Consider the following 18,671-nt stretch of genomic DNA (forward strand, 5'->3'; position numbering starts at 1 on the left):
CCCGACGTGACCGGTGTTCCCGCAGACCAGCGCCGACGTCTCCGACGGGGCGTCGGCGGCACCGGTCCAGCGGTCGTCGCCATCCACGCCGCGCCGGAGGATGCGGCTCCGTCGGACTTCTCGTTCCGGCCGGTCGCCGGCAGCCGCCGCACAACCCCATGCCGCCGAGCGGGGCCCCGGCCCCCGACCGGACCGGCACGGTCGTGGCGGCCCGGGCCGACGGCGGCAGCAGCCGGGCCGGGCCGGGGCCGGCACCCGCGCACGGCCGCCCCCTCGCGCACGGGTGCGACCGCCGTACCCGCGGCAGCGGCACGACGGCCCTGCGAACCGGTCGGCGCGGGGCCGCGCCTCGTCCCGGGTACGCGTGCAAATCCGGCCGTTTTTGTCTGACGGTACGTCAAATTCAAGTGTTGAAAAAACTATTGACGCGCCAATGGTCCAGACCTTTCAATGCGAGCAGCGAGTGCGCCACCCCCGCCCCGCGCACGAGAAGGGCCTTCCGTGTCCGCATCCCCCACCGCCTTTTTGTGGCACCGGTCCCTGCTGCGGCTGCTCACCCTGTTCACCGTGGTGCTCGGCCTGCAGACCTGGACACCCCCCGCCGCCCATGCAGCACCGGCCTTCAACGTCCTCGCCTTCTACGGCAGCACGAACGACCCGGCACACATCAGCTTCGACCAGGAAGCCAACTCCTGGTTCCCGCAGGCGGGTGCGCAGTACGGCTTCTCGTACACCTCGACCACCGACTGGAACCAGCTGAACGCCGCCAACCTGGCCGACTACCAGGTGGTGATGTTCCTCGACGACTACCCCCACGCCGCCGCGCAGCAGTCCGCGTTCCAGACGTACATGAACAACGGCGGCGGGTTCCTGGGCTTCCACGTCGCGGCCTACAACGCCGACAGCGGTGACTGGCCCTGGTACCACAACACCTTGCTGGGGACGGGTACCTTCCGCACCAACACCTGGTGGCCGACCGCCGAGACGCTCAGGATCGACGACGGCACCCACCCGGCGACGGCCGGCCTGCCGTCCACCATCACGTCATCGGTCAGCGAGTGGTACAGCTGGCAGAACGACCTGCGGACGAACCCGGCGATCGACATCCTGGCGTCGATGGACCCCTCGACCTTCCCGGTCGGCACGGATCCCGACCAGTCCTGGTACAGCGGCTCCTACCCTGTCGTCTGGTCCAACCGCGACTACAGGATGATCTACGCGAACTTCGGCCACAACGCCATGGACTACTCCACCAACACCCCCCTGTCGTCCACCTTCGCCAGCGCGCAGCAGAACCAGCTGCTCATCCAGGGGCTGCGCTGGCTGGGCGGGCAGTCCGGACCGGTCACGCCGCCCGGCGGACCCACCGGCGCGATCCACGGGTACGGCGGCACGTGCGTGGACGTCGCCGGAGCCGACAGCGCCAACGGCACGGCGGTGCAGCTCTACACCTGCAACGGCACCGCCGCCCAGAACTGGACGGTCGCCGCGGACGGCAGTCTCCGGGCGCTGGGCAAGTGCCTGGACGTCACCGCGGGCGGCACGGCCGACGGCACCAAGGTGCAGCTGTACGACTGCAACGGCACCGGTGCGCAGCAGTGGCGGCCCGGCACCGGCGGCTCGCTGGTGAACCCCCGGTCCGGCAGATGCCTGGACGCCACCGGTCCGAGTTCCGCCAACGGCACCCGGCTGCAGATCTGGTCCTGCACCGGCGGGGCGAACCAGAGCTGGACACTGCCGTCCTGACGCCCGGCCCGCACACCGCCCCATCGCGGAGCTGAGGATCCCCCTACAGGGCGGGGACCTGCAGACGACCCCCCTCCCCGCCGGCCCGGCACCACCGGGGACGCCGCCCCGCGCCGCCGGGAAGCGGGCGTGTCGGGCACCCCACCTGCAGGCCCCTCCCCCGGCGGTGCCCCGCAATCGCGCACGGATCCCCTCCGCACCCGAGGACGGCGAGGCGGCAGAACAGGGCCGTCGCACGCCTGCGTGAAGCCACGTCGCGGCAGCTCCCGGGACGTCGACCCGAGAAGCCCGGGCCGACAGGACGAAGACCTCCCCTTGTCGGCCCTCCCGTCCACCGATGACCCGAGCGGTCCTCCTCGCCCTTCCCGGCCGCTCTTCCTCCCCCACCGGCCCCGTACGCCCCCACACCCCTTGGACGGCTCATGCGTATCAGACACCTGTCCCCCCTCGTCGGCCTCCTGGCGGCCGTCTCCCTCCTCAACGCCCCCCAGGCCCAGGCGGCGGCCAACCCCGGTCCCGGCTTCCCCGCCCAGTACGTCGCGCCCTGGGTGGAGACCTGGAACTCCCCGTCCGCCATGGCGAACGCCCAGGCCGCCACCGGCGTCAACCACTTCCACCTCGCGTTCGTCCTCAGCGACGGCTCCTGCAACGCCACCTTCAACGGCAACATGCCGATCAACGACGCCGGCTGGACCGGGGCGATCAACAGCCTGCGGGCCTCGGGAGGGGACGTCATCGCCTCCTTCGGAGGCGCCGCCGGCACCGAGCTCGCCCAGGCCTGCGGTACCGTCGCGGCCCTGCAGACCCAGTACCAGCGGGTCATCGACACGCTCAACCTCACGCGGATCGACTTCGACATCGAGGGGGCGGCGGTCGGTGACACCGCCGCCAACGACCGCCGCAACCAGGCTCTGGCGAACCTCCAGGCGGCCGCCGCGGCCGCGGGACGGAGGCTCGACGTCGACTACACGCTGGCGACGAACCCCGACGGTCTGAGCTCCGAGGGGATGAACCTCGTCGGCAACGCCAAGTCCCGCAACGTGAACGTCAACCTGGTCAACATCATGACCATGGACTACTACCAGAACGTCTCCGACATGGGTGCGGCCGCCATCAGTGCCGCCAACGCACTGCACACCCAGCTGGGAAGCGTCTGGACCACGAAGACCTCCGCGCAGCTGTGGTCCATGGAGGGCAGTACGCCCATGATCGGCGTGAACGATTCGCTCAACGAGGTCTTCACCACCGGCAACGCCACCACCCTCACCGACTTCGCCAGGTCCAACGGCATCCAGCAGATCGGCTACTGGGCCCTCGGCCGCGACAAGGCCTGCGCGACGAACGGCACGCTCTCCAGCACCTGCAGCGGCACGCCGCAGAGCCCCTACCAGTTCGCCGCCGTCTTCAACGCCGTCGGCGGCGGGGGCGGCACTCCGCACACCGGTCCGATCAGCGGCTACGCGGGCCTCTGCCTCGACGACAGGAGTGCCTCGACAGCCAACGGCAGCCCGGTCCAGGTCTACACCTGCAACGGCACCAGCGCCCAGAACTGGACCGTCGACGACGCCGGCCACACCCTCCAGGTGCTCGGCAAGTGCCTGGACGTCACCGCCGGCGGTACTGCCGACGGGACCAGGGTGCAGCTGTACGACTGCAACGGCACCGGAGCGCAGGTGTGGGTCCCGCAGGCCGACGGCTCGCTGCTCAACCCCCAGTCGGGCAAGTGCCTGGACGACACCGACTGGTCCACCACCCCCGGCACCCAGTCCCAGATCTGGTCCTGCACCGGCAGCGCCAACCAGAAGTGGTCCCTGCCCGCCTGAACCCCCTCCCGGAGATGGGGCCGCCGCGAAGGTGAGGAGCACCACGCGGCTGCGGCGGCCCCTCCGCCGGACCCGCACGTCGCGCACTGCGGACACCGGGGCCGTCGACAGGCCCGTGCCCCCTGTTGGGTGCCACAAGTCCCGTACGTGCGCCGATCCGGGCGTTCGCCGTGCCGGTGTGACCTCTGTCCGGCGGTGTTGCGGAAATCGTGCATCGGTCCGCCGAGGACAAGCTCCGGAAATCCAAGGCGACCTGGCAGGGTCGCCCGAACAACCGGAGCTTCGTTTCACGGGTGGCGGGCCTGCACCACGTCCTCGCAACAGCGCGGCCTGAAGACCTGCATGATCACCGAGACTTTGGAACACCCCTGGGTCGACTACCGCGAGCGCCATGCGGTCGGGTGCGGGATCAATCGCCTCAGGAGGCACCGCGCCGTCGCCACGCGACACGGCAGGCTCGCGGTCCGCTACGAGGCGGCTGTCCTCGCCGCTGCCATCGACGAGTGGCTGTGGCCCTCGGCCGTTACGCGGTGGGATCCACGTTCCACGCCTCCGGCAGATCGCTGCCGCAGAAGACACAGACGAAGTCGTCCTCGCGCACGATGTTGTGCTCCTGGCAGTCAGGGCACCGTCGGAACATCACCTCGCGGGTGAAGCCGGAGGGCCGCCCGAGCCGGCCGAGTCCGGCCGCCGGACGCCCGCAGGGCGGGCGCCGCGCGCGGGTGCCCCGGCCCGGCGTGCCGGTCCGGGGGTCCTGAGGCCGCCACTCCCCGGGCCGGCGCGCGGGCGCGCGGCTCAGGACGGCCGGGCGGCTCAGGACGGCCGGGCTGTCAGGGAGCGCATGCGCTCGTACTCGGCCCGGTCCTGGATCCGCCAGACGGCCTGGCCGACGGCGAGAACGCCGCGCGCAGGCAGGGGGACGTCGCCGATGCGCGGGTTCTCCCGCAGTCGAACGGGGTGTCCGAGGTCGACACCGTCGAACGTGGCGTGGGCCTCGTCGATGAAGTACATCTGCTGAGGCATCAGTGTCCCGCTGTGGCCGCTCGGCATCACCCCGGACATCCGCAGGCGGCCCAGCCCCAGCGCGCGGGCCGCCAGCTCGCGAGCCCCCACCAGGGGGCGGGGGCGCCATGTGGCCGGCGGCAGCACCGCGCTGACGCGGTTCAGCAGCGAGAGGGGCCTGGTCACGCGGGCGGTGAGGGTCCAGTCCACCGCGGGCGTGTCCATCGTCACCCTCAGGGACACTGGGCCCGTCCAGGTGAGACCGATCCGGGCGGATCCCGTGTGGTCGCAGGCGGCGCCGTAGTACCGCGGGCACGCCGTGTCGAGCCGCTCCCCGTCGACGTGGATCGACCACCTGCCGCCCGGATCGCGATGCCACAGCGTGCGGTACGGGGCGAAGGAGCCCTCCGGGAACACCCGCAGCGCGAGCACGTGACCGGAGTCGAAAGGCAGGCCGAACACGCCCCAGCCACGGACGTACTCGTGGTCCGGCCAGGGAGCCCGTCCCCGCACCTCGGGACGCCGCGACAACGTGGACGACAGGTCGAGCATCTGCGCCACCTCGTTCCCGACGGCCCCCGACCTATGTCCAGCATGCCCACGACCGGCACCCGGGATCCACCGGGCCGACCGGGCCGTCGCCGTCCCGCCCCGCCCCGCACCGGCAGCGACCGGAGGGGAGGTGCGGCCACCGGCCGCATACCGGAAGTCACGCACAGCCGTCGACCCGGAACCCTGCCCTCCCGCCCGCTCCCGCCCGCTCCCGCCCGCGCCTGCCCGCACCTGCCCGCACCTGCCCGCTCCCGGCAGGCTCGGACCGCACGGCGCCGCACATGCCCGGCCTCTTCCTCCTCCTCCGTCTCCCGGGGTCCTCCCGCCGCCGTCCCGTGCGGATCAGGCCGAGGACGTCGAGCCGTCCGCGCCCCGGTGCAGGAGCGCAGTCCTGCGCCGACGCCGCCGGCAGGTCCTCGCCCGGTTGCCCCTCGGCAACGCCCCCACCGGCTCCTTCCAGAACAGCGTCCGCCTGGCCGTCGAGGACAACGGGCCGGCCCCGGCCGCCTCTCCGACCGGTCCGGCTCCCTGGTCCGCCCCTGACGGGGCGGGAACCGACACGGCCCGGCCCTCCGACGCACCGCTCTCCGCGGAACGGGTTGATGGAACACCGGGCCGTTCCTCGGAGGGGAACGCAGGCAGGACACCCCTGTGCAGCGGGAGAAGGTGATCGCCGTGCGCTCCCCTGGGCGTGAGGGCGTGCGACTGCGGCAGCAGGGCCTCCCGGACCTCCTCGACGGCTACGACGCCTTTCGGGATTCCGTGAGGCCCTGCCTTCACGGGCCGACCACCTGATGATCACCCGACGGGGACTCCCGGTCGAGCGGCGGGGCCGGGAGCGGCATGCCGGCGGCTTCCCGGCCCGCACGTCGGCCCGGCCCGGTCAGGGCCACACCAGGTACTCGCCGGCGACCCAGCCGGTGAGCTTGGTGCTGCCGTTGTAGCCGTAGCCGCACACCCAGTAGTGACCGCCGGACTGGACTCCCGAGGAGCTGAAGGTGAACGCGGCGCCGCCGGGGAGCTGGCCTACGGCCGCGTAGCTGGTCGACGGTCCGGTGCGCACCTTCAGCCAGTCCACGCTCGACTGGACATGCGTGTAGTTGCTGAGGGAGCCCGGGCAGGTGACGGCCGCGGTGACGGCGTTCGCCGGAGCGGCGTGGGCGGCCGGCACGGCGGTGAGCGAGAGTGCCGCAGCGGAGAAGGCGACGGCGACGGCTTTCCTCATGGGGAACCTCCAGGATGAGATCGGATACCGGGGCTCCACGCGGCCATGACCGTGTCCGCGTGGATGGGGACATGCGTGGATCAGGCGTTCCATCTCCGCGCCGGCGCCGGCGCCGGTGCAGGCGGGCCGCGTGGAGTCCGTGGACTGCGCGGATCCCCCTGACCCGCAGTCAGCGACCGGTTCGGGTCAGCGGTGGATGCCGCCTCGGCAGGGCGGCCGGCCGCGACGGCGGCCGGCCGGCTGCGAACCGCGGGCGACGCGACCGGCCGGCTGTTCCGGCACAAGGCTCCTCGCGCCGTTCCGGTCCCTACCACCAGGACGTGGAGTTGGTGGAGGTGCAGGTGCCGAGGATCGAGGTCACGTAGCAGGCGCGGAAGGCGACGGCGGAGCTCGAACTCGTCAGGTAGCCCTGGGTGTAGTTGCGGCTGCCGGCAAGCTTGATGTCGGCGTAGTCCCAGACGTGGCCCCCGAGGGAGACCTCGAAGCGGATGTAGTCCGACGAGCCGTAGTTGAGGATGCGCCCCCAGCCGTACTGCGAGCCGCCGCACATGCCGTAGCGGACCTGGACCTGTCGGCCGCTGACGGTCCTCTCGGTTGCCGTGGCGGCGCCGGTGCAGGAGTTCGGGTCGCTCCACCACGTGGAGGCGGCGGTCGCCGGGGCCGAGGCAAGGACGACCGTGGCTGCGGCGGCGGCACACATCGCTGCGACGGAAGCCGTACGACGGGACTTCGTGCGGTGCTTCACCATGCTGTACTCCGCTTCGTGGAATCGGCAGACGTCACTGCAGGGCAGGTGCGGCGACGTGGCTCCGGTGCACGGCTGCGGTGGACCCGCCCACGAGGGGGAACCCCGTCGCGCCGACATCATGGTGGAAGACTTTGACATGTACCCACAAGTCATTTGGCCTCAGCCGAAAGGCTCCGGCCGGACGGCATGCGGGACACTGAGAATGCACCGGGGGCACCTACGGGGGACTGTGGCGCTCGGGGCGCATGCCACGGCGGGGGATCCGGTCCGGGTGCGGACAGCCGGCGGACCCGACGTGACGGGGCAGACCGTGCCGGGCGCCGCTCGGCCCGCAGGCAGCGCAGGCAGCGCAGGCCGGGCCGCGTTCGGCCCCTGGCGTGTCCAGGCACGGACCCGGCTGCGCCGGCCGAACCCGGGGACGCCCCGCACGCCCACCACCGTGCCGCCCCGCCCCGTCCGGCCACGCCTCCGATCCGCGATCGGCGCCGGACGGGCCGCGCAGTTACCCCTGCGGATGACTGCCGAGAAGCTCACCGCCCACGACTCCGGACGGTCCCTGGGGCGGGCGCCCGGTCGTGGTCGACGTTCATCGCAGCGTGCGGGGCGGATGCCCGTCCGGGGTGCCGGGCCCGGCGGTCTGCGGCTGCGCCGTCCGGGGGCGAGCGACCGAGGGCGATGCCGCAGGCAGGCAGCGGCGGGGCCCGAGGGCCCGGCCGCGCGCACGCCGGGATGGCGCGTCAGACCTTGGCGAGCCGGTCCACCAGCAGTTCCACCCTCGACTCGGTGTCCTCCGGCGGCAGCCGCCCCGCCCGGGTCAGGGTGGCCAGTCCGTGCAGGGCCGCCCAGAACACCTCGGTGAACAGTCCCGGGTGGACGCCGTCCCCGGCGACCTCGCCGAGGCTCTCCAGCAGGGCGGCGAAGGCGTCCTTGAGAGGTTGCGGGGTGTCCTCGTCCGCGAAGGCCAGGCCGCCGTCGAGCTGGAACATGGCGTCGTAGACCGCCGGGTTGCGTGCGGCGAAGCCGAGGTAGGCGTGGGCGAGGGCGGCGACCCGCTCGCGCGGGCCGTCCGCGGCGGAGGTCGCGGCACGCACCGCCGCGGCCATCTCCGCGGCGCCTTCGAGGGCGACGGCGCCGATGATCTCCCGCTTGCCGCGGAAATGGCTGTAGAGGACGGGCTGGCTGTATTCGATGCGCTCGGCGAGACGCCGGGTGGTGACCGCGTCCCAGCCCTGCTGCTCGGCGAGTTCGCGGGCCGTTGCCACGATGAGGCGTTCGCGTTCCGCCCGTTCGCGCCGCTTGCGCTCCTGTACCGACATGATTGGATCCTAGCACTGCTAGACAACCAAGCGGCGGCAGTACTAGCGTTGCCTCATCACCTAGCGGCACTAGATGCCAGGGGGCATCATGTTCGACGCACTCGAGGTCGTCACCACCGTGATCGTCGGCGTGATGGTGGGGGTGGAGTTCTCCGTCGCCTTCGTCATCAACCCGATCCTCAACGCACTCCCCGAGGACAGCGGCCAGCTCGGCCGCGCCCACGGGGGCCGGATGCTCGGCGCCGTGATGCCGGTCTGGTACATCGGCTCGCTCGCCCTCGTCGCGGTCTGGGCCTTCGCCGGGCGGCACCACCAGGGCACCGGCCTCGTCGTCACCGCCGGCGCGCTGCTGGTCCTCAGCGTGATCATGTCGATCCTGCTGCTCGTCCCGATCAACAACCGGGGCAAGACATGGACCCCCGAGAACCGGCCCGCCGACTGGAAGGAGCAGATGAACCGCTGGGACCGCTACCACTACGGCCGCGTCGCCGTCATCATCGCCGCCTTCGCCCTCCTCGCCGCCGCCCTCACCTGAGCCTGCGGGCGGACACCGCGCCGGTGGCGCACGACCCCCACTCCCCGGGCGGCAGCCGGCCACCGCAGTCTCGGCATCCGGGAATGCAGCTGCCGCTCAGAGCCCGCAACCGCGATCCCGACAGACGACGCTCCTCGACGGCCTGCGCGGCTCCTGGCTCCTGGCTCGGTCCGCTGCGCACACGTCACGCAGGGCGATCCATCGGATCGACGACCGGCACGAGGGGAGGACCCGCTCATTGACCACGACCCGACACGCGCCCCGGCTCCAGTGCGGTCCCGTGATCACGTGCGGGTCGACTGCGCCCGGACCTGCCCGAAGGCCTTCCAGTCGATCCGCAGTCGCAGACGGGCCCTGTCGGCAGACGTATCCATGGTCGGCCCAGGAACCGAACCGGTGGGTCCTACGTCTCTCGCACCATGATTTCTGACGACCAGCACGGGCAGGCGGGCCGCACCGGGGGTGTCCCACCGGCTGCCGCGCCTGTGGATCCGCCGAGGGTCAACGACTACGACAGCATCGCCGAGGCGTACAGCAGGGAGAACGAAACCGGCCTCGTCAATGCCTACTACGAGCGTCCGGCGATGCTGGCCCTCGCCGGGGACGTGGCCGGTCGGCGGATCCTCGACGCCGGCTGCGGCTCCGGGCCCCTGTTCGCAGCGCTGCGCGACCGTGGCGCGGCCGTCAGCGGCTTCGACGCGAGCGCCGGGATGCTGGAGCTGGCCCGGCGTCGACTCGGCGAGGATGCCGACCTGCAGGTGGCCGCCCTGGGCGGTCCCCTTCCCTACGCCGACGACACGTTCGACGACGTTGTCGCATCCCTGGTGATGCACTACCTGGAGGACTGGGGGCCGGCGCTGACCGAGCTGCGACGCGTACTCAAGCCCGGCGGCCGGCTGATCATGTCCGTCGACCACCCCTTCGCCATCCACGGCCTGGAGTACCTGGCCGGGAACAAGACCGACTACTTCGCGACCTACGACCGGATCGAGGAGTGATCGATGGGTGGCCGGACCGCCCGGCTGCGCTTCTGGAACAGGCCGCTGCATGCGATGACCGACGCCTTCGCCGCAGCCGGCTTCCGGATCACGGTCATCAGCGAGCCGGAGTCCGACCCTGCCGCCCGTGACCTGTTCCCCGAGGTCACGTCACGCTTTCTGTCCTTCCTGTTCTTCGTCCTGCAAGCGGATTGAGCGCTGTCCCGCAATCATGAGGGCTGTCCGTCGCCCGGCCGGTCCGGACGACGACTCCACTGTTCGAGCGGTGATCAGTCGTGCCTCCTGCTCGGCCAGGACACAAGCCCTGTGGAGGTCGATCCAACCGTGTGGACCGAACTGGTCAGCTCCCTGCCTGGTCCGGTGGTCTTCCAACCTCCGGCCTCGGAGGCATCGCTGCTCGGATGCGCCACCGTCCTCGGGCATCCGCTGCCCGCAGACCTCATGGCCCTTCTTCGTGAGAGCGACGGCATCGAGGGCGAGTACGGCGCAGGGCTCATCTGGTCCACCGAACGCATCGCCTCCGAGAACCACACCCTTCGCCGCGATGCAGAGCTCGCTGCGCTCTGCATGCCCTTCGATCCGCTGCTCTTCTTCGCGGATGCAGGCAATGGAGACCTCTTCGCGCTCCTCCCCGGACTGCGACGCCCCGATGTCTTCGCCTGGAACCACGAGGACGACAGCCGCACCTGGGTCGCTCCGAGCCTGGCCACGCACCTCGAGTGGTGGCTGACCGGACGGATCGCCCTGTAGTCCCACCTCTCCCAGGGCCTGCCGCGCCACGATGACACGATCCCGACGTGGCTGGTGTGATCCGTGCGCCGGAGCCTTCCTGGACAGCCCCCCTCACCGGGCTGAGAGCGCGCGACTTGCGCGAGCTGATCACGATGCCGCGCCGAGAGGGGGCCGATGCTCCCCATGCGGGTCGCCCCTGGTCGTTGCCCTGGAAGACCGGGGTGCTGCTGGTCACCGCGTACGGGCGGACCCACATCCCCCCGGGCCGACTCGCCGCTCTCCTCCGCGTCTCCAAGTCCGCCGCCGGCCGGATCATCGACCACATCGCCCCGCTGCTCGCCCTCAAGCAGCGCCGGCGGTTCCGCAAGGACACGGTGCTCATCGTGGACGGCACGCCGGTGCCCACCCGCGACCACGGCATCGCCGAGCAGTCGAAGAACTGCAGGTACTTCACCACCCACCAGGTCGTCATCGACGCCGAGGCCCGACTGATCGTGGCCATCGGACGTCCAGTGCCCTGGAACCGCCACGACAGCAAGGCGTGGGAGGAGTCCGGGGCGAAAGCCGCCGTCGGCACGACCACCACGATCGCCGACGCCGGCTGCCTGGGCACCGGCCTGGTCATCCCGCACCGTCACCCGCCCGGTGGCGAACTCCCCGAGGGGAAACGTGAGCACAACCGCTCACACAAGCAGATCCGCGCCCGCGTCAAGCACGCCTTCGCCCGCATGAAGACCTGGAAGATCCTCCGCGACTGCCCGCTCAAGGGCGACAGCGTCGACCACGCCGTGTTCGGCATCGCTCGGCTGCACCATCTCCTGCAGGCCGGGCAGCCGAGCGAACAGCACCGGGATGCCCCACATCCACAGCTGGACGTTCACTTACGGACGACCCTTAGCGTGGAATCCACCATTGCACGCGCGCACCAGCACGCCGCCGAGGCGCGTATAGGGCGTCTCCCCGACATCCGAGGGCTGCAGGCCACGGCCAGGACATAACCGGTCCGACGGGGCTCCAGCAAGGGACGCAACCCAGGGACTTGGCCGTATGTCTCATCGCCGGTCACCCGGAATGTGGCGATGCCGGCATCCAGTGCCGCCGCGATCATCTGCCCGGCCAGCATGGGCTTGGTCGCGTACCCCACCTGGTCGGACACCTCGGCACGGGTGCGGCGCTCGGTGTCCCGTCACCAGGACGCATGGGGCAGGCAGAGCCGGCGGTCGATCAACGCCCTTCCTCCACTTGAGGCGTGGGCAAGGACGACACCGACCTGGCTGTTCTCGATGCGCCCCGCAGTGACGGTGTACTGCCACTGCACGTCCGCCGAGGCGGCACCCTTCTCAAGAAAGCCTGTCCCGTCGACGATCAGCATGCCGTTGTCGGCGCCGAGGTGCTCGAGGACGTAGGCACGTATGTCATCACGGAGTGCACCGGCGTCCCGGCGGGCGGTTCGCAGCAGCCGCTGCATCGGCCCGGTGCGGGCACGGCCGGCCTGCTCGGCCAGCCGCCAGCGGTTCTTCCGCTCGACGCCCGACAGCAACCCGAACACCAAGGCGCGGGCCGTGGCGCGCGGCTCACCCCGCCTGAACCGGCCCGCGATCCGGGCCATGGCCTGGTCGAACCTCGCCCGACAACGGGCGGCGTCCCTGCTGTGGCCCGCGGTCACCGCACGATCTTCAGGAGTTCGCACAACCCCCGACGATCACGGGGTGGCCGTTTCGGTGCGCACTCCGGTCCTCAGGTGGTGCCAGGCATGCCCGCACCCGCCAGCACAGAAGCGGAGCCGCCGCCGATCATCAGCGACACCAAGAAGTGCGACCAACAGCCGGAATGCCTTGACCTGCTCGTCCTGCGGAAGATTGATGATCTTCGCCAGCTGCTCGGCGAGGCGTCCGCGCGTGACCAGCACGGCCGGGGTGTGGGTCGGCCGGATGCCAGCCCTGCGGATGCTCTCCGGCCCGTCATCGCTGGTTGCGCGGGCCTGGATGCAGAACGCTGCCAGATCGCGCAGGACTTCGAACCGCTCGGCGTCGGCAAGGTCCTCGAACCAGCCGAGACCCTGGGCGAGCGGACGGATGCCTTGCGCCAACTCGTTGAGGACGACCGCGCGTCCGTCCATCCCGCCCCACCTTCACCACGCGCCTGGCTGCCTACCCAGCAGGGCCATCGAACCAGATCACGATGTCGCACGGGAGTACTAACGGTGCCGGCGGTACTGCAGATAGACGATCCCGTTGGCGGAGGCGGTGCTGGAGACCAGGTCGAGCCGGTAGGACGCGGGCACGCCGTCGAACAGCCGGGTGCCCTCGCCTGCGACATAGGGGAACAGGCTCAGCCGGAGTTCGTCGACCAGGTCGAGCCGCATGAGCGACCGCCAGAGGCTGACGCCGCCCCAGACCACCATGTAGCCGTCGCCGCCCAGCCTGAGCTTGTCGACCTCCTCTGCAGTGTCACCGGCGGCGATGGTGGTGTTGGCCCAGTCGGCCGTCTTCAGGGTCCGGGAGAAGACGACCTTGCGTCCGGCGTTCAGGATGTCGGCGAAGGGATGGTCGGTGGCCGTTGCCATGGACGCAGAAATGCCTTCGTAGGCGGTGCGGCCCATGATGTGCGCGTACGCACCCCGGAGGAAGTCGAGGTGCTCCGAGTCGTCGGGGTCACTGTTTTCGGGCAGGCCGAAGCAGAACTTCCAAAAGTCGGTGCCCTCGTCGGCGAGAAGGCCGTCGAGCGAGTAGTTGAACACTGTCGCAATCAGCTTCCGCATGATCAGGACTCCTTGGTCTCAGGTCGAGCGGGTCCTTCCACCGGCCGAACGTGGCCGTGCCGGGTCGCGGCCGCTGCCGTGGCGCCGGAGGCCCCGGTGTGGTGCAGGCGCTTCACGCGCCCGCAGTGAGCAGTGTCCAACTTGGCCGCCCGGATGGCCAGTTGGCGCGGAGTGGTGTCCCGGACGAGGTGAAGCTCCTGGTCGACCGGGCGCCGACCAGGAGCTCCCTGTCCGCCCGGAGCCTCACCCGCTTGTCCACCCATCGGGCGTCGATCCGTCCAGCGCGCCGCTGCGCCGCCCCTCCCGTCCGCCGGGCGCCGGGCGCCGGGAGCGGGGAGCGGGGAGCGCGGCGGCTCACGCCTCGACCGGCAGGCCCTTTTCCGAGGCGGTGGCGATGGCGTCGGCCGAGCGGAGCGGTCGCCCGGGCTCTCCCGCGAGGATGCCGTGATGCGCACCGGGGAGGTGCGGTCCGGTCTGGGCCGGGACGTCCGTGGTCGCTGCCGCGGGAGGACCGGGTCCTGCCGGTGGCCGCCCGCCGGCGCGCCGACCTGACGCTGCGACGGCTTGCCCCGTTGTCCGGCGTCTCGAGGGGCGCGGCCGGTCGGATCGTCTGATCGCACGGGACCGCCGTCGGCGCTCGAGCCGCGGCAGCGGTTCCGCGAGGACACCGCACGCGTCGTGGACGGCACGCTCGCGCCCACCCGTGACCACGCCGTCGCGGCGGAGTCGGAGAACGATCGGCGCTCCACCCGCCGTCAGGCCGCCGTCGGCGCCGGCAGTCGGCCGGTCGTTGTTGTCGGCTGCCCGTTGCCCGGCGACCGCAACGGATGCAGGGCCCGGGCGCAGGTGGTCGAGTCGGCCGCCCGTCCGGCGATCCGCGAGGTACGGGCCGAGTGCCTCACGGCGCGGGCCCGGCCGGTGGCAGCGCCGGCGGCCGAGCGCCGCCCCGACCGGCCGGTGCCGCCGACGGCCGGTACCGCCCCGATCGGGGCGGTCGGGCGTCTGCGGGCCACCGCCATCGAGGACGGGCGGGCCCCGTCCTCGATGAGCGGCGTCCTGGCCGGGACCGCCTACCGGTTGCAGCCGGCCCGGCGGTCCGGCCTCACTTCAGGTGCCGGCCGAAGAACCGGCCCCCGTCCTCCACCTCGAACCACGGGGTGCCGGTGTGCCCGCCCAGGTTGGCGTGCAGCGTCTTCTCCCTGGTGCCGAAGGCGTCGAACAGGTCCAGGGCCCGCTGCCGCGGGTTCCCTTCGTCGTCCCACTGCAGCAGGAACAGCAGCGGAACGGTGACCTGCCGGGCCTCCTCGCGCTGGGCGCGGGGCACGTAACCCCCGGCGAAGAGGCCGACGGCCGCGATGCGCGGCTCGGCCACCGCCAGCCGGATGCCGAGGGCGGTCCACCCCGAGTACCCGACCGGGCCGCCGATCCCGGGCAGCGCGAGGAGGGCGTCCAGGGTGGTCCGCCATTCCGGAACCGCCTGTTCGACCAGCGGGCCGATGAAGGACTCGAAGATCTCGTCGACCGGCTCGCCGGCCTGCATCGCCCGGCGGAGGTCGGCGCGGGCCTGCTCGTCGGCGGCGGAACGGGGCCGGTCACCGCACCCGGGGGCGTCGATCCCGGCCACCGCGTAGCCGTACGCCGCGGTCTGCCGGGCCCGGGCCACCAGCCGGGGCTCCCTCCTGGGCAGGCCGTTGTTGTGGGCCATCAGGATGAGCGGGGCGGGTGCGGATCCAGGCGTCCACAGGGTGCCGGGGATCTCGCCGAGGGTGAATGCGCGCTCCAGGACGCCGTCGTCGAGGCGCTGCTCGGAGGTGAATCGCATGGTCGTGCCTTTCGGGAGTGCTCGTGAACGGCGCTCCCGGACGACCTACCGCCCGACCGTGACCCCGGAGGGGAGCACCCATGTCGTTCCTGCGTTCACGGGTACCACCTCCTCGTTCTCTCGCACGGCCTCCGGAAGGTTAGCAGTGGTCGCCGTGGGGGGCCCAACGGATTCCTGCGGCGCCTCCGCGGCCGGATGCCACGACGTCGGACCGCCAGCCGGGGCCCCTCGGGGTGCCCTCGCGACCTCCCCGGTGGAGGGCCAATGCCAGGGACGGCTGGGACTCTCTCCCCCATGGAGACCCGTGCGGGCCGGACACTGCGCCGGAACCTCCACCCCGGCGGTCGGCTGAGCACCGTCGTGCCCGTCCGCGTCGTCGGGCACGCCCGGAACGGCCTGCTGCTCCGGATGAGCGCCGGCTCACCGGCCTGGTGCGTGGACCTGCCCGACGGGGTGCACCTGCGGGACATCCCGCCGGAGGGGCGGCCGGAGGGCGGGTACCCGCTCCGCGCGGTCCGGTGGTACCGCGACAACGCCCTGATCCACCAGCCCCGGGACGGCCTCCACGCGGTGGGGTGGCTCTTCACGCAGGACCTGCGGTTCGACGGCTGGTACGTCGACCTCGAACGCCGCATCCGCCGAGGCGACCACATCGACGTGATCGACCTCGAACCGGACCTCGTCGTGGCACCCGACCGGACCTGGCGGTGGAAGGACGAGGAGTCGTCCGCAGCCAGGACCGGACACCCCGCCTACTGGAGCGAGGAGGCGGAGGCGATCCGCCCGAGGACGAGAGCCTGACGCGCGCCGCGGAGGCCGGCCGCTTCCCGTTCGACGGCATTTGGTGCGGGTTCACCCCGCCGATGGCCTGGACGACACCGCAGCGACCCCCGAGGCCCGGCAGGACCGTGCTCTGACCGTCACCGGCCGGGACCCGCCGACAGCCCGCCGACCAGGATCGCCTGCTGCGGGACCCCCGCAGCCCGACCCCTTCCGGGACGATCAGCCGGTGACGGCCGGCGGCATCACCGGCCGCGGTGCCCGCTTGCCCCTACCCGAATAGGAGCATATGCTCCTAAGTGTCGCCGTGGCCCCGCCGGCAGATGCAGCGGGGAGCGGCACGCCCGCGGCGCGATCGGCAGTGCGCCGCCCGGCCGACGGCGAGACCACCTCGCCCCACGTCGACCACGAACCACGCAGAGGAGTCACACCATGACCGTCGTCAAGGCTGCCGCCGTCCAGATCAGCCCGGTGCTCTACAGCCGCACCGGCACCGTCGAGCGCGTCGTGCAGAAGATCCACGAGCTGGGGAGGCAGGGCGTCCAGTTCGCGGTCTTCCCCGAGACCGTCGTCCCCTACTACCCCTACTTCTCCTGGGTGAAGCCGCCCTACACCATCGGCGACGACCAACTGCGCCTGATGGCGGAGGCGGTGACCGTGCCGTCCGCGGAGACCGAAGCGATCGGGCAGGCAGCACGCCGGAACCACATGGTCGTCTCGATCGGCGTCAACGAGCGTGACGGCGGCACCCTCTACAACACCCAGCTGCTCTTCGACGCGGACGGCTCGCTGATCCAGCGCCGCCGCAAGATCACGCCCACCTTTCACGAGCGGATGGTCTGGGGGCAGGGTGACGGTTCGGGCCTGCGCGCGGCCGACAGCGCCGTCGGCCGCATCGGCCAGCTCGCCTGCTGGGAGCACTACCAGCCGCTGGCGCGCTACGCGCTGATCGCCGACGGCGAGCAGATCCACGCCTCGATGTTCCCCGGGGGCCTCGGCGCCGGGCAGTTCGTCGACCAGATGGAGGTCGCCGTCCGTATGCACGCGCTGGAATCGGCCTGCTTCGTGGTCAACGCCACCGCCTGGCTCGACGCCGACCAGCAGGCACGGCTCGCCGAGGACACCGGCGGCCCCGTCAGCGCGTTCTCCGGCGGCTTCTTCACCGCCATCGTCGACCCCGAGGGCCGCTTCCTCGGCGAGCCGATCACGTCCGGTGAGGGCGAGGTCATCGCCGATCTCGACTTCACGCTGATCGACCGACGCAAGCGCATGGCCGACACGCGCGGCCACTACGCCCGCCCGGAACTGCTCAGCCTGCACATCGACCGCACGGCGACGGCCCCCCTCCACGAGCGCGGCGCCCACGTGCCGATCCGGACCGACCGCGCGGTCGAGGCAGAGCACTCGACCGAGGACCAGTGACCGAGGACCGGTGAGCGGTGAGGACGCCCCTGTGATCCCCTGAGGAACATCCACGACGGTCGCCGCTGCCCCGGGGCATTCGTCCGCGGGTGCCTCGTCGCAGGATCCCGCCGACCCGACCGGGCCCGTCCCCCGTGCGCCGGCGTCCGATCGACCGGCGCACCGGCGCCGGACCGCCGCAGCCGGGCCTCCGACGACGGCGGACGTGCACCAGGCGTCCCCGGCAGGACGATCGGGGCGTTCGCTGCGACTCGCCGCGGCGCCCGTCCGGCCGACCGCGTCCTGGGAGCGCCGCTCCTCACGGGCGGACATGCCCGGAGTGCCGAGTCACGGTGCCCCCTCGGCCGGACAGCCGGCTCGCCCCGGTGGGGCGCAGTCAGGCGGCGGCTCCCCTGGGCACCCGTTCGTCCGGGTGGCGACCCGGCCGGCACCACCCCGATCCACGCGGCCGGGCGTCGACGCCCGGCCTCCCCCTCTCCTGTGTCTCGCATCTCCTGCGTGACGCACGAAGTGAAAGAACCAGAGAACATGCACATGAAACTCGAACTCTTCGTCCTGCCGGTCTCGGACGTCGATCGCGCGAAGGCCTTCTACGAGAAGGCGGGCTTCCGCCTCGACCTGGCCCAGGACGTCACGGAGGACTTCCGGGTCGCCCACCTGACCCCGCCCGGCTCCGCGGCCTCGATCATCTTCGGCAAGGGCCTCACGACCGCCGCGCCCGGCTCGGCACAGGGCCTGTACCTCGCCGTCACGGACATCGAGGAGGCCCGCGCGGAACTCGTCGGCCGCGGCGTCGAGGTGAGCGAGGTGTTCCACGACGACAAGGGCCTCTTCTTCCACGGCCACGACGCCGGAGAGGTCGTCCACGACGGTCAGGGCCAGGGGCGCAAGGCGGGTCCGCATCCCGAGCGCGCCAGCTACGGCTCCTACGCCACCTTCAGCGACCCGGACGGGAACGGCTGGGTTCTGCAGGAGATCACACAGCGGGCCCCCGGCCGCTGACGGTGACTCCGGGGGACCGGCATGCTGCCGCCACGGATTCGCCGCGCCCCCGTCCGCGGTCCGGGGGTGCCCGCGGGAGACTAGGCCGTGTCTGACAAATGATCATGTCTGGGGTTCGCGGAGCCACAGGATGAGTGAGGCCAGGACGAGGCCGGTGCGGTAGCGGGTGGCGAGCTTGTCGAAGCGGGTGGCGATGGCGCGGAACTG

At 71.8% G+C, this 18,671-nt stretch carries 14 protein-coding genes and 4 pseudogenes; 9 read left to right on the top strand and 9 right to left on the bottom strand.

Features of this window, described 5'->3' with window-relative positions:
- Nucleotides 1-501: 501 nt before the first annotated feature.
- Together LO771_RS21455 and LO771_RS21460 are read left to right on the top strand one after the other, a co-directional pair.
- On the top strand, nt 502-1,746 hold the full coding sequence (locus LO771_RS21455) for a ThuA domain-containing protein (RefSeq protein ID WP_230654926.1): 1,245 nt from the start codon (nt 502-504) through the stop codon (nt 1,744-1,746).
- Between the two features lie 422 nt (nt 1,747-2,168).
- Nucleotides 2,169-3,569, top strand: coding sequence for a chitinase (locus LO771_RS21460; RefSeq protein ID WP_230654928.1), 1,401 nt, complete (start codon nt 2,169-2,171; stop codon nt 3,567-3,569).
- A gap of 813 nt (nt 3,570-4,382) precedes the next feature.
- Here LO771_RS21460 and LO771_RS21465 read toward each other — a convergent pair.
- From LO771_RS21465 to LO771_RS21480, 4 genes are all read right to left on the bottom strand, one after another.
- Nucleotides 4,383-5,123: a hypothetical protein gene (locus LO771_RS21465; protein WP_230654930.1), complete on the bottom strand. Its 741-nt coding sequence runs from the start codon at nt 5,121-5,123 to the stop codon at nt 4,383-4,385.
- Between the two features lie 883 nt (nt 5,124-6,006).
- Nucleotides 6,007-6,348 carry an SH3 domain-containing protein gene (locus tag LO771_RS21470; protein ID WP_230654932.1) on the bottom strand — a complete coding sequence of 114 codons (342 nt, stop codon included), beginning with the start codon at nt 6,346-6,348 and terminating at the stop codon, nt 6,007-6,009.
- 307 nt (nt 6,349-6,655) lie between these two features.
- Nucleotides 6,656-7,096 carry a hypothetical protein gene (locus LO771_RS21475; protein WP_230654934.1) on the bottom strand — a complete coding sequence of 147 codons (441 nt, stop codon included), beginning with the start codon at nt 7,094-7,096 and terminating at the stop codon, nt 6,656-6,658.
- Nucleotides 7,097-7,833: 737 nt separating this feature from the next.
- Nucleotides 7,834-8,412 (bottom strand): TetR/AcrR family transcriptional regulator, encoded by a 579-nt coding sequence (locus LO771_RS21480; RefSeq protein ID WP_230654936.1) that lies wholly within the window; start codon nt 8,410-8,412, stop codon nt 7,834-7,836.
- An 88-nt stretch (nt 8,413-8,500) separates the two neighbouring features.
- Between LO771_RS21480 and LO771_RS21485 the strand changes: the two genes are divergently transcribed.
- The 4 genes and pseudogenes from LO771_RS21485 to LO771_RS21500 form a co-directional block, all read left to right on the top strand.
- Nucleotides 8,501-8,947: a DUF1772 domain-containing protein gene (locus LO771_RS21485; protein ID WP_230654939.1), complete on the top strand. Its 447-nt coding sequence runs from the start codon at nt 8,501-8,503 to the stop codon at nt 8,945-8,947.
- A 419-nt stretch (nt 8,948-9,366) separates the two neighbouring features.
- A pseudogene (locus LO771_RS21490) lies at nt 9,367-10,140 on the top strand (class I SAM-dependent methyltransferase).
- Between the two features lie 165 nt (nt 10,141-10,305).
- On the top strand, nt 10,306-10,695 hold the full coding sequence (locus LO771_RS21495; protein WP_230654941.1) for an SMI1/KNR4 family protein: 390 nt from the start codon (nt 10,306-10,308) through the stop codon (nt 10,693-10,695).
- Between the two features lie 47 nt (nt 10,696-10,742).
- Nucleotides 10,743-11,507 (top strand): annotated as a pseudogene (locus tag LO771_RS21500) (transposase family protein); the annotation flags it as partial.
- A 47-nt stretch (nt 11,508-11,554) separates the two neighbouring features.
- On the opposite strand, the pseudogene LO771_RS21505 reads toward LO771_RS21500, so the two are convergent.
- The 4 genes and pseudogenes from LO771_RS21505 to LO771_RS21525 form a co-directional block, all read right to left on the bottom strand.
- Nucleotides 11,555-12,286 (bottom strand): annotated as a pseudogene (locus tag LO771_RS21505) (IS701 family transposase).
- Nucleotides 12,287-12,379: 93 nt separating this feature from the next.
- Nucleotides 12,380-12,796 carry a DUF5958 family protein gene (locus LO771_RS21510; protein ID WP_230654943.1) on the bottom strand — a complete coding sequence of 139 codons (417 nt, stop codon included), beginning with the start codon at nt 12,794-12,796 and terminating at the stop codon, nt 12,380-12,382.
- A gap of 78 nt (nt 12,797-12,874) precedes the next feature.
- Nucleotides 12,875-13,438, bottom strand: a complete 564-nt coding sequence (locus LO771_RS21515; RefSeq protein ID WP_230654945.1) for a dihydrofolate reductase family protein — start codon at nt 13,436-13,438, stop codon at nt 12,875-12,877.
- 1,102 nt (nt 13,439-14,540) lie between these two features.
- Nucleotides 14,541-15,260, bottom strand: coding sequence for a dienelactone hydrolase family protein (locus LO771_RS21525; protein WP_230654947.1), 720 nt, complete (start codon nt 15,258-15,260; stop codon nt 14,541-14,543).
- 294 nt (nt 15,261-15,554) lie between these two features.
- On the opposite strand from LO771_RS21525, the gene LO771_RS21530 reads away from it, so the two are divergent.
- From LO771_RS21530 to LO771_RS21540, 3 genes are all read left to right on the top strand, one after another.
- Nucleotides 15,555-16,061: a DUF402 domain-containing protein gene (locus LO771_RS21530; protein ID WP_230654949.1), complete on the top strand. Its 507-nt coding sequence runs from the start codon at nt 15,555-15,557 to the stop codon at nt 16,059-16,061.
- 411 nt (nt 16,062-16,472) lie between these two features.
- Entirely contained in the window at nt 16,473-17,462 is a 990-nt protein-coding gene (locus LO771_RS21535; protein ID WP_230654950.1) for a nitrilase-related carbon-nitrogen hydrolase, read from the top strand.
- Between the two features lie 528 nt (nt 17,463-17,990).
- Nucleotides 17,991-18,464 (top strand): VOC family protein, encoded by a 474-nt coding sequence (locus LO771_RS21540; protein ID WP_230654952.1) that lies wholly within the window; start codon nt 17,991-17,993, stop codon nt 18,462-18,464.
- Between the two features lie 102 nt (nt 18,465-18,566).
- On the opposite strand, the pseudogene LO771_RS21545 reads toward LO771_RS21540, so the two are convergent.
- A pseudogene (locus LO771_RS21545) lies at nt 18,567-18,671 on the bottom strand (IS5/IS1182 family transposase); the annotation flags it as partial.

It is taken from the genome of Streptacidiphilus sp. ASG 303 (genome assembly GCF_020991365.1).
Lineage (GTDB): Bacteria > Actinomycetota > Actinomycetes > Streptomycetales > Streptomycetaceae > Peterkaempfera.

What these genes read in the sequence shown, in the direction of transcription:
- LO771_RS21475 (WP_230654934.1), bottom strand. Translation starts at nt 7,096, where the DNA reads ATGGTGAAGCACCGCACGAAGTCCCGTCGTACGGCTTCCGTCGCAGCG.
- LO771_RS21530 (WP_230654949.1), top strand. Translation starts at nt 15,555, where the DNA reads ATGGAGACCCGTGCGGGCCGGACACTGCGCCGGAACCTCCACCCCGGC.
- LO771_RS21510 (WP_230654943.1), bottom strand. Translation starts at nt 12,796, where the DNA reads ATGGACGGACGCGCGGTCGTCCTCAACGAGTTGGCGCAAGGCATCCGT.
- LO771_RS21470 (WP_230654932.1), bottom strand. Translation starts at nt 6,348, where the DNA reads ATGAGGAAAGCCGTCGCCGTCGCCTTCTCCGCTGCGGCACTCTCGCTC.
- LO771_RS21460 (WP_230654928.1), top strand. Translation starts at nt 2,169, where the DNA reads ATGCGTATCAGACACCTGTCCCCCCTCGTCGGCCTCCTGGCGGCCGTC.
- LO771_RS21540 (WP_230654952.1), top strand. Translation starts at nt 17,991, where the DNA reads ATGCACATGAAACTCGAACTCTTCGTCCTGCCGGTCTCGGACGTCGAT.
- LO771_RS21480 (WP_230654936.1), bottom strand. Translation starts at nt 8,412, where the DNA reads ATGTCGGTACAGGAGCGCAAGCGGCGCGAACGGGCGGAACGCGAACGC.
- LO771_RS21515 (WP_230654945.1), bottom strand. Translation starts at nt 13,438, where the DNA reads ATGCGGAAGCTGATTGCGACAGTGTTCAACTACTCGCTCGACGGCCTT.
- LO771_RS21465 (WP_230654930.1), bottom strand. Translation starts at nt 5,123, where the DNA reads ATGCTCGACCTGTCGTCCACGTTGTCGCGGCGTCCCGAGGTGCGGGGA.
- LO771_RS21535 (WP_230654950.1), top strand. Translation starts at nt 16,473, where the DNA reads ATGACCGTCGTCAAGGCTGCCGCCGTCCAGATCAGCCCGGTGCTCTAC.
- LO771_RS21485 (WP_230654939.1), top strand. Translation starts at nt 8,501, where the DNA reads ATGTTCGACGCACTCGAGGTCGTCACCACCGTGATCGTCGGCGTGATG.
- LO771_RS21525 (WP_230654947.1), bottom strand. Translation starts at nt 15,260, where the DNA reads ATGCGATTCACCTCCGAGCAGCGCCTCGACGACGGCGTCCTGGAGCGC.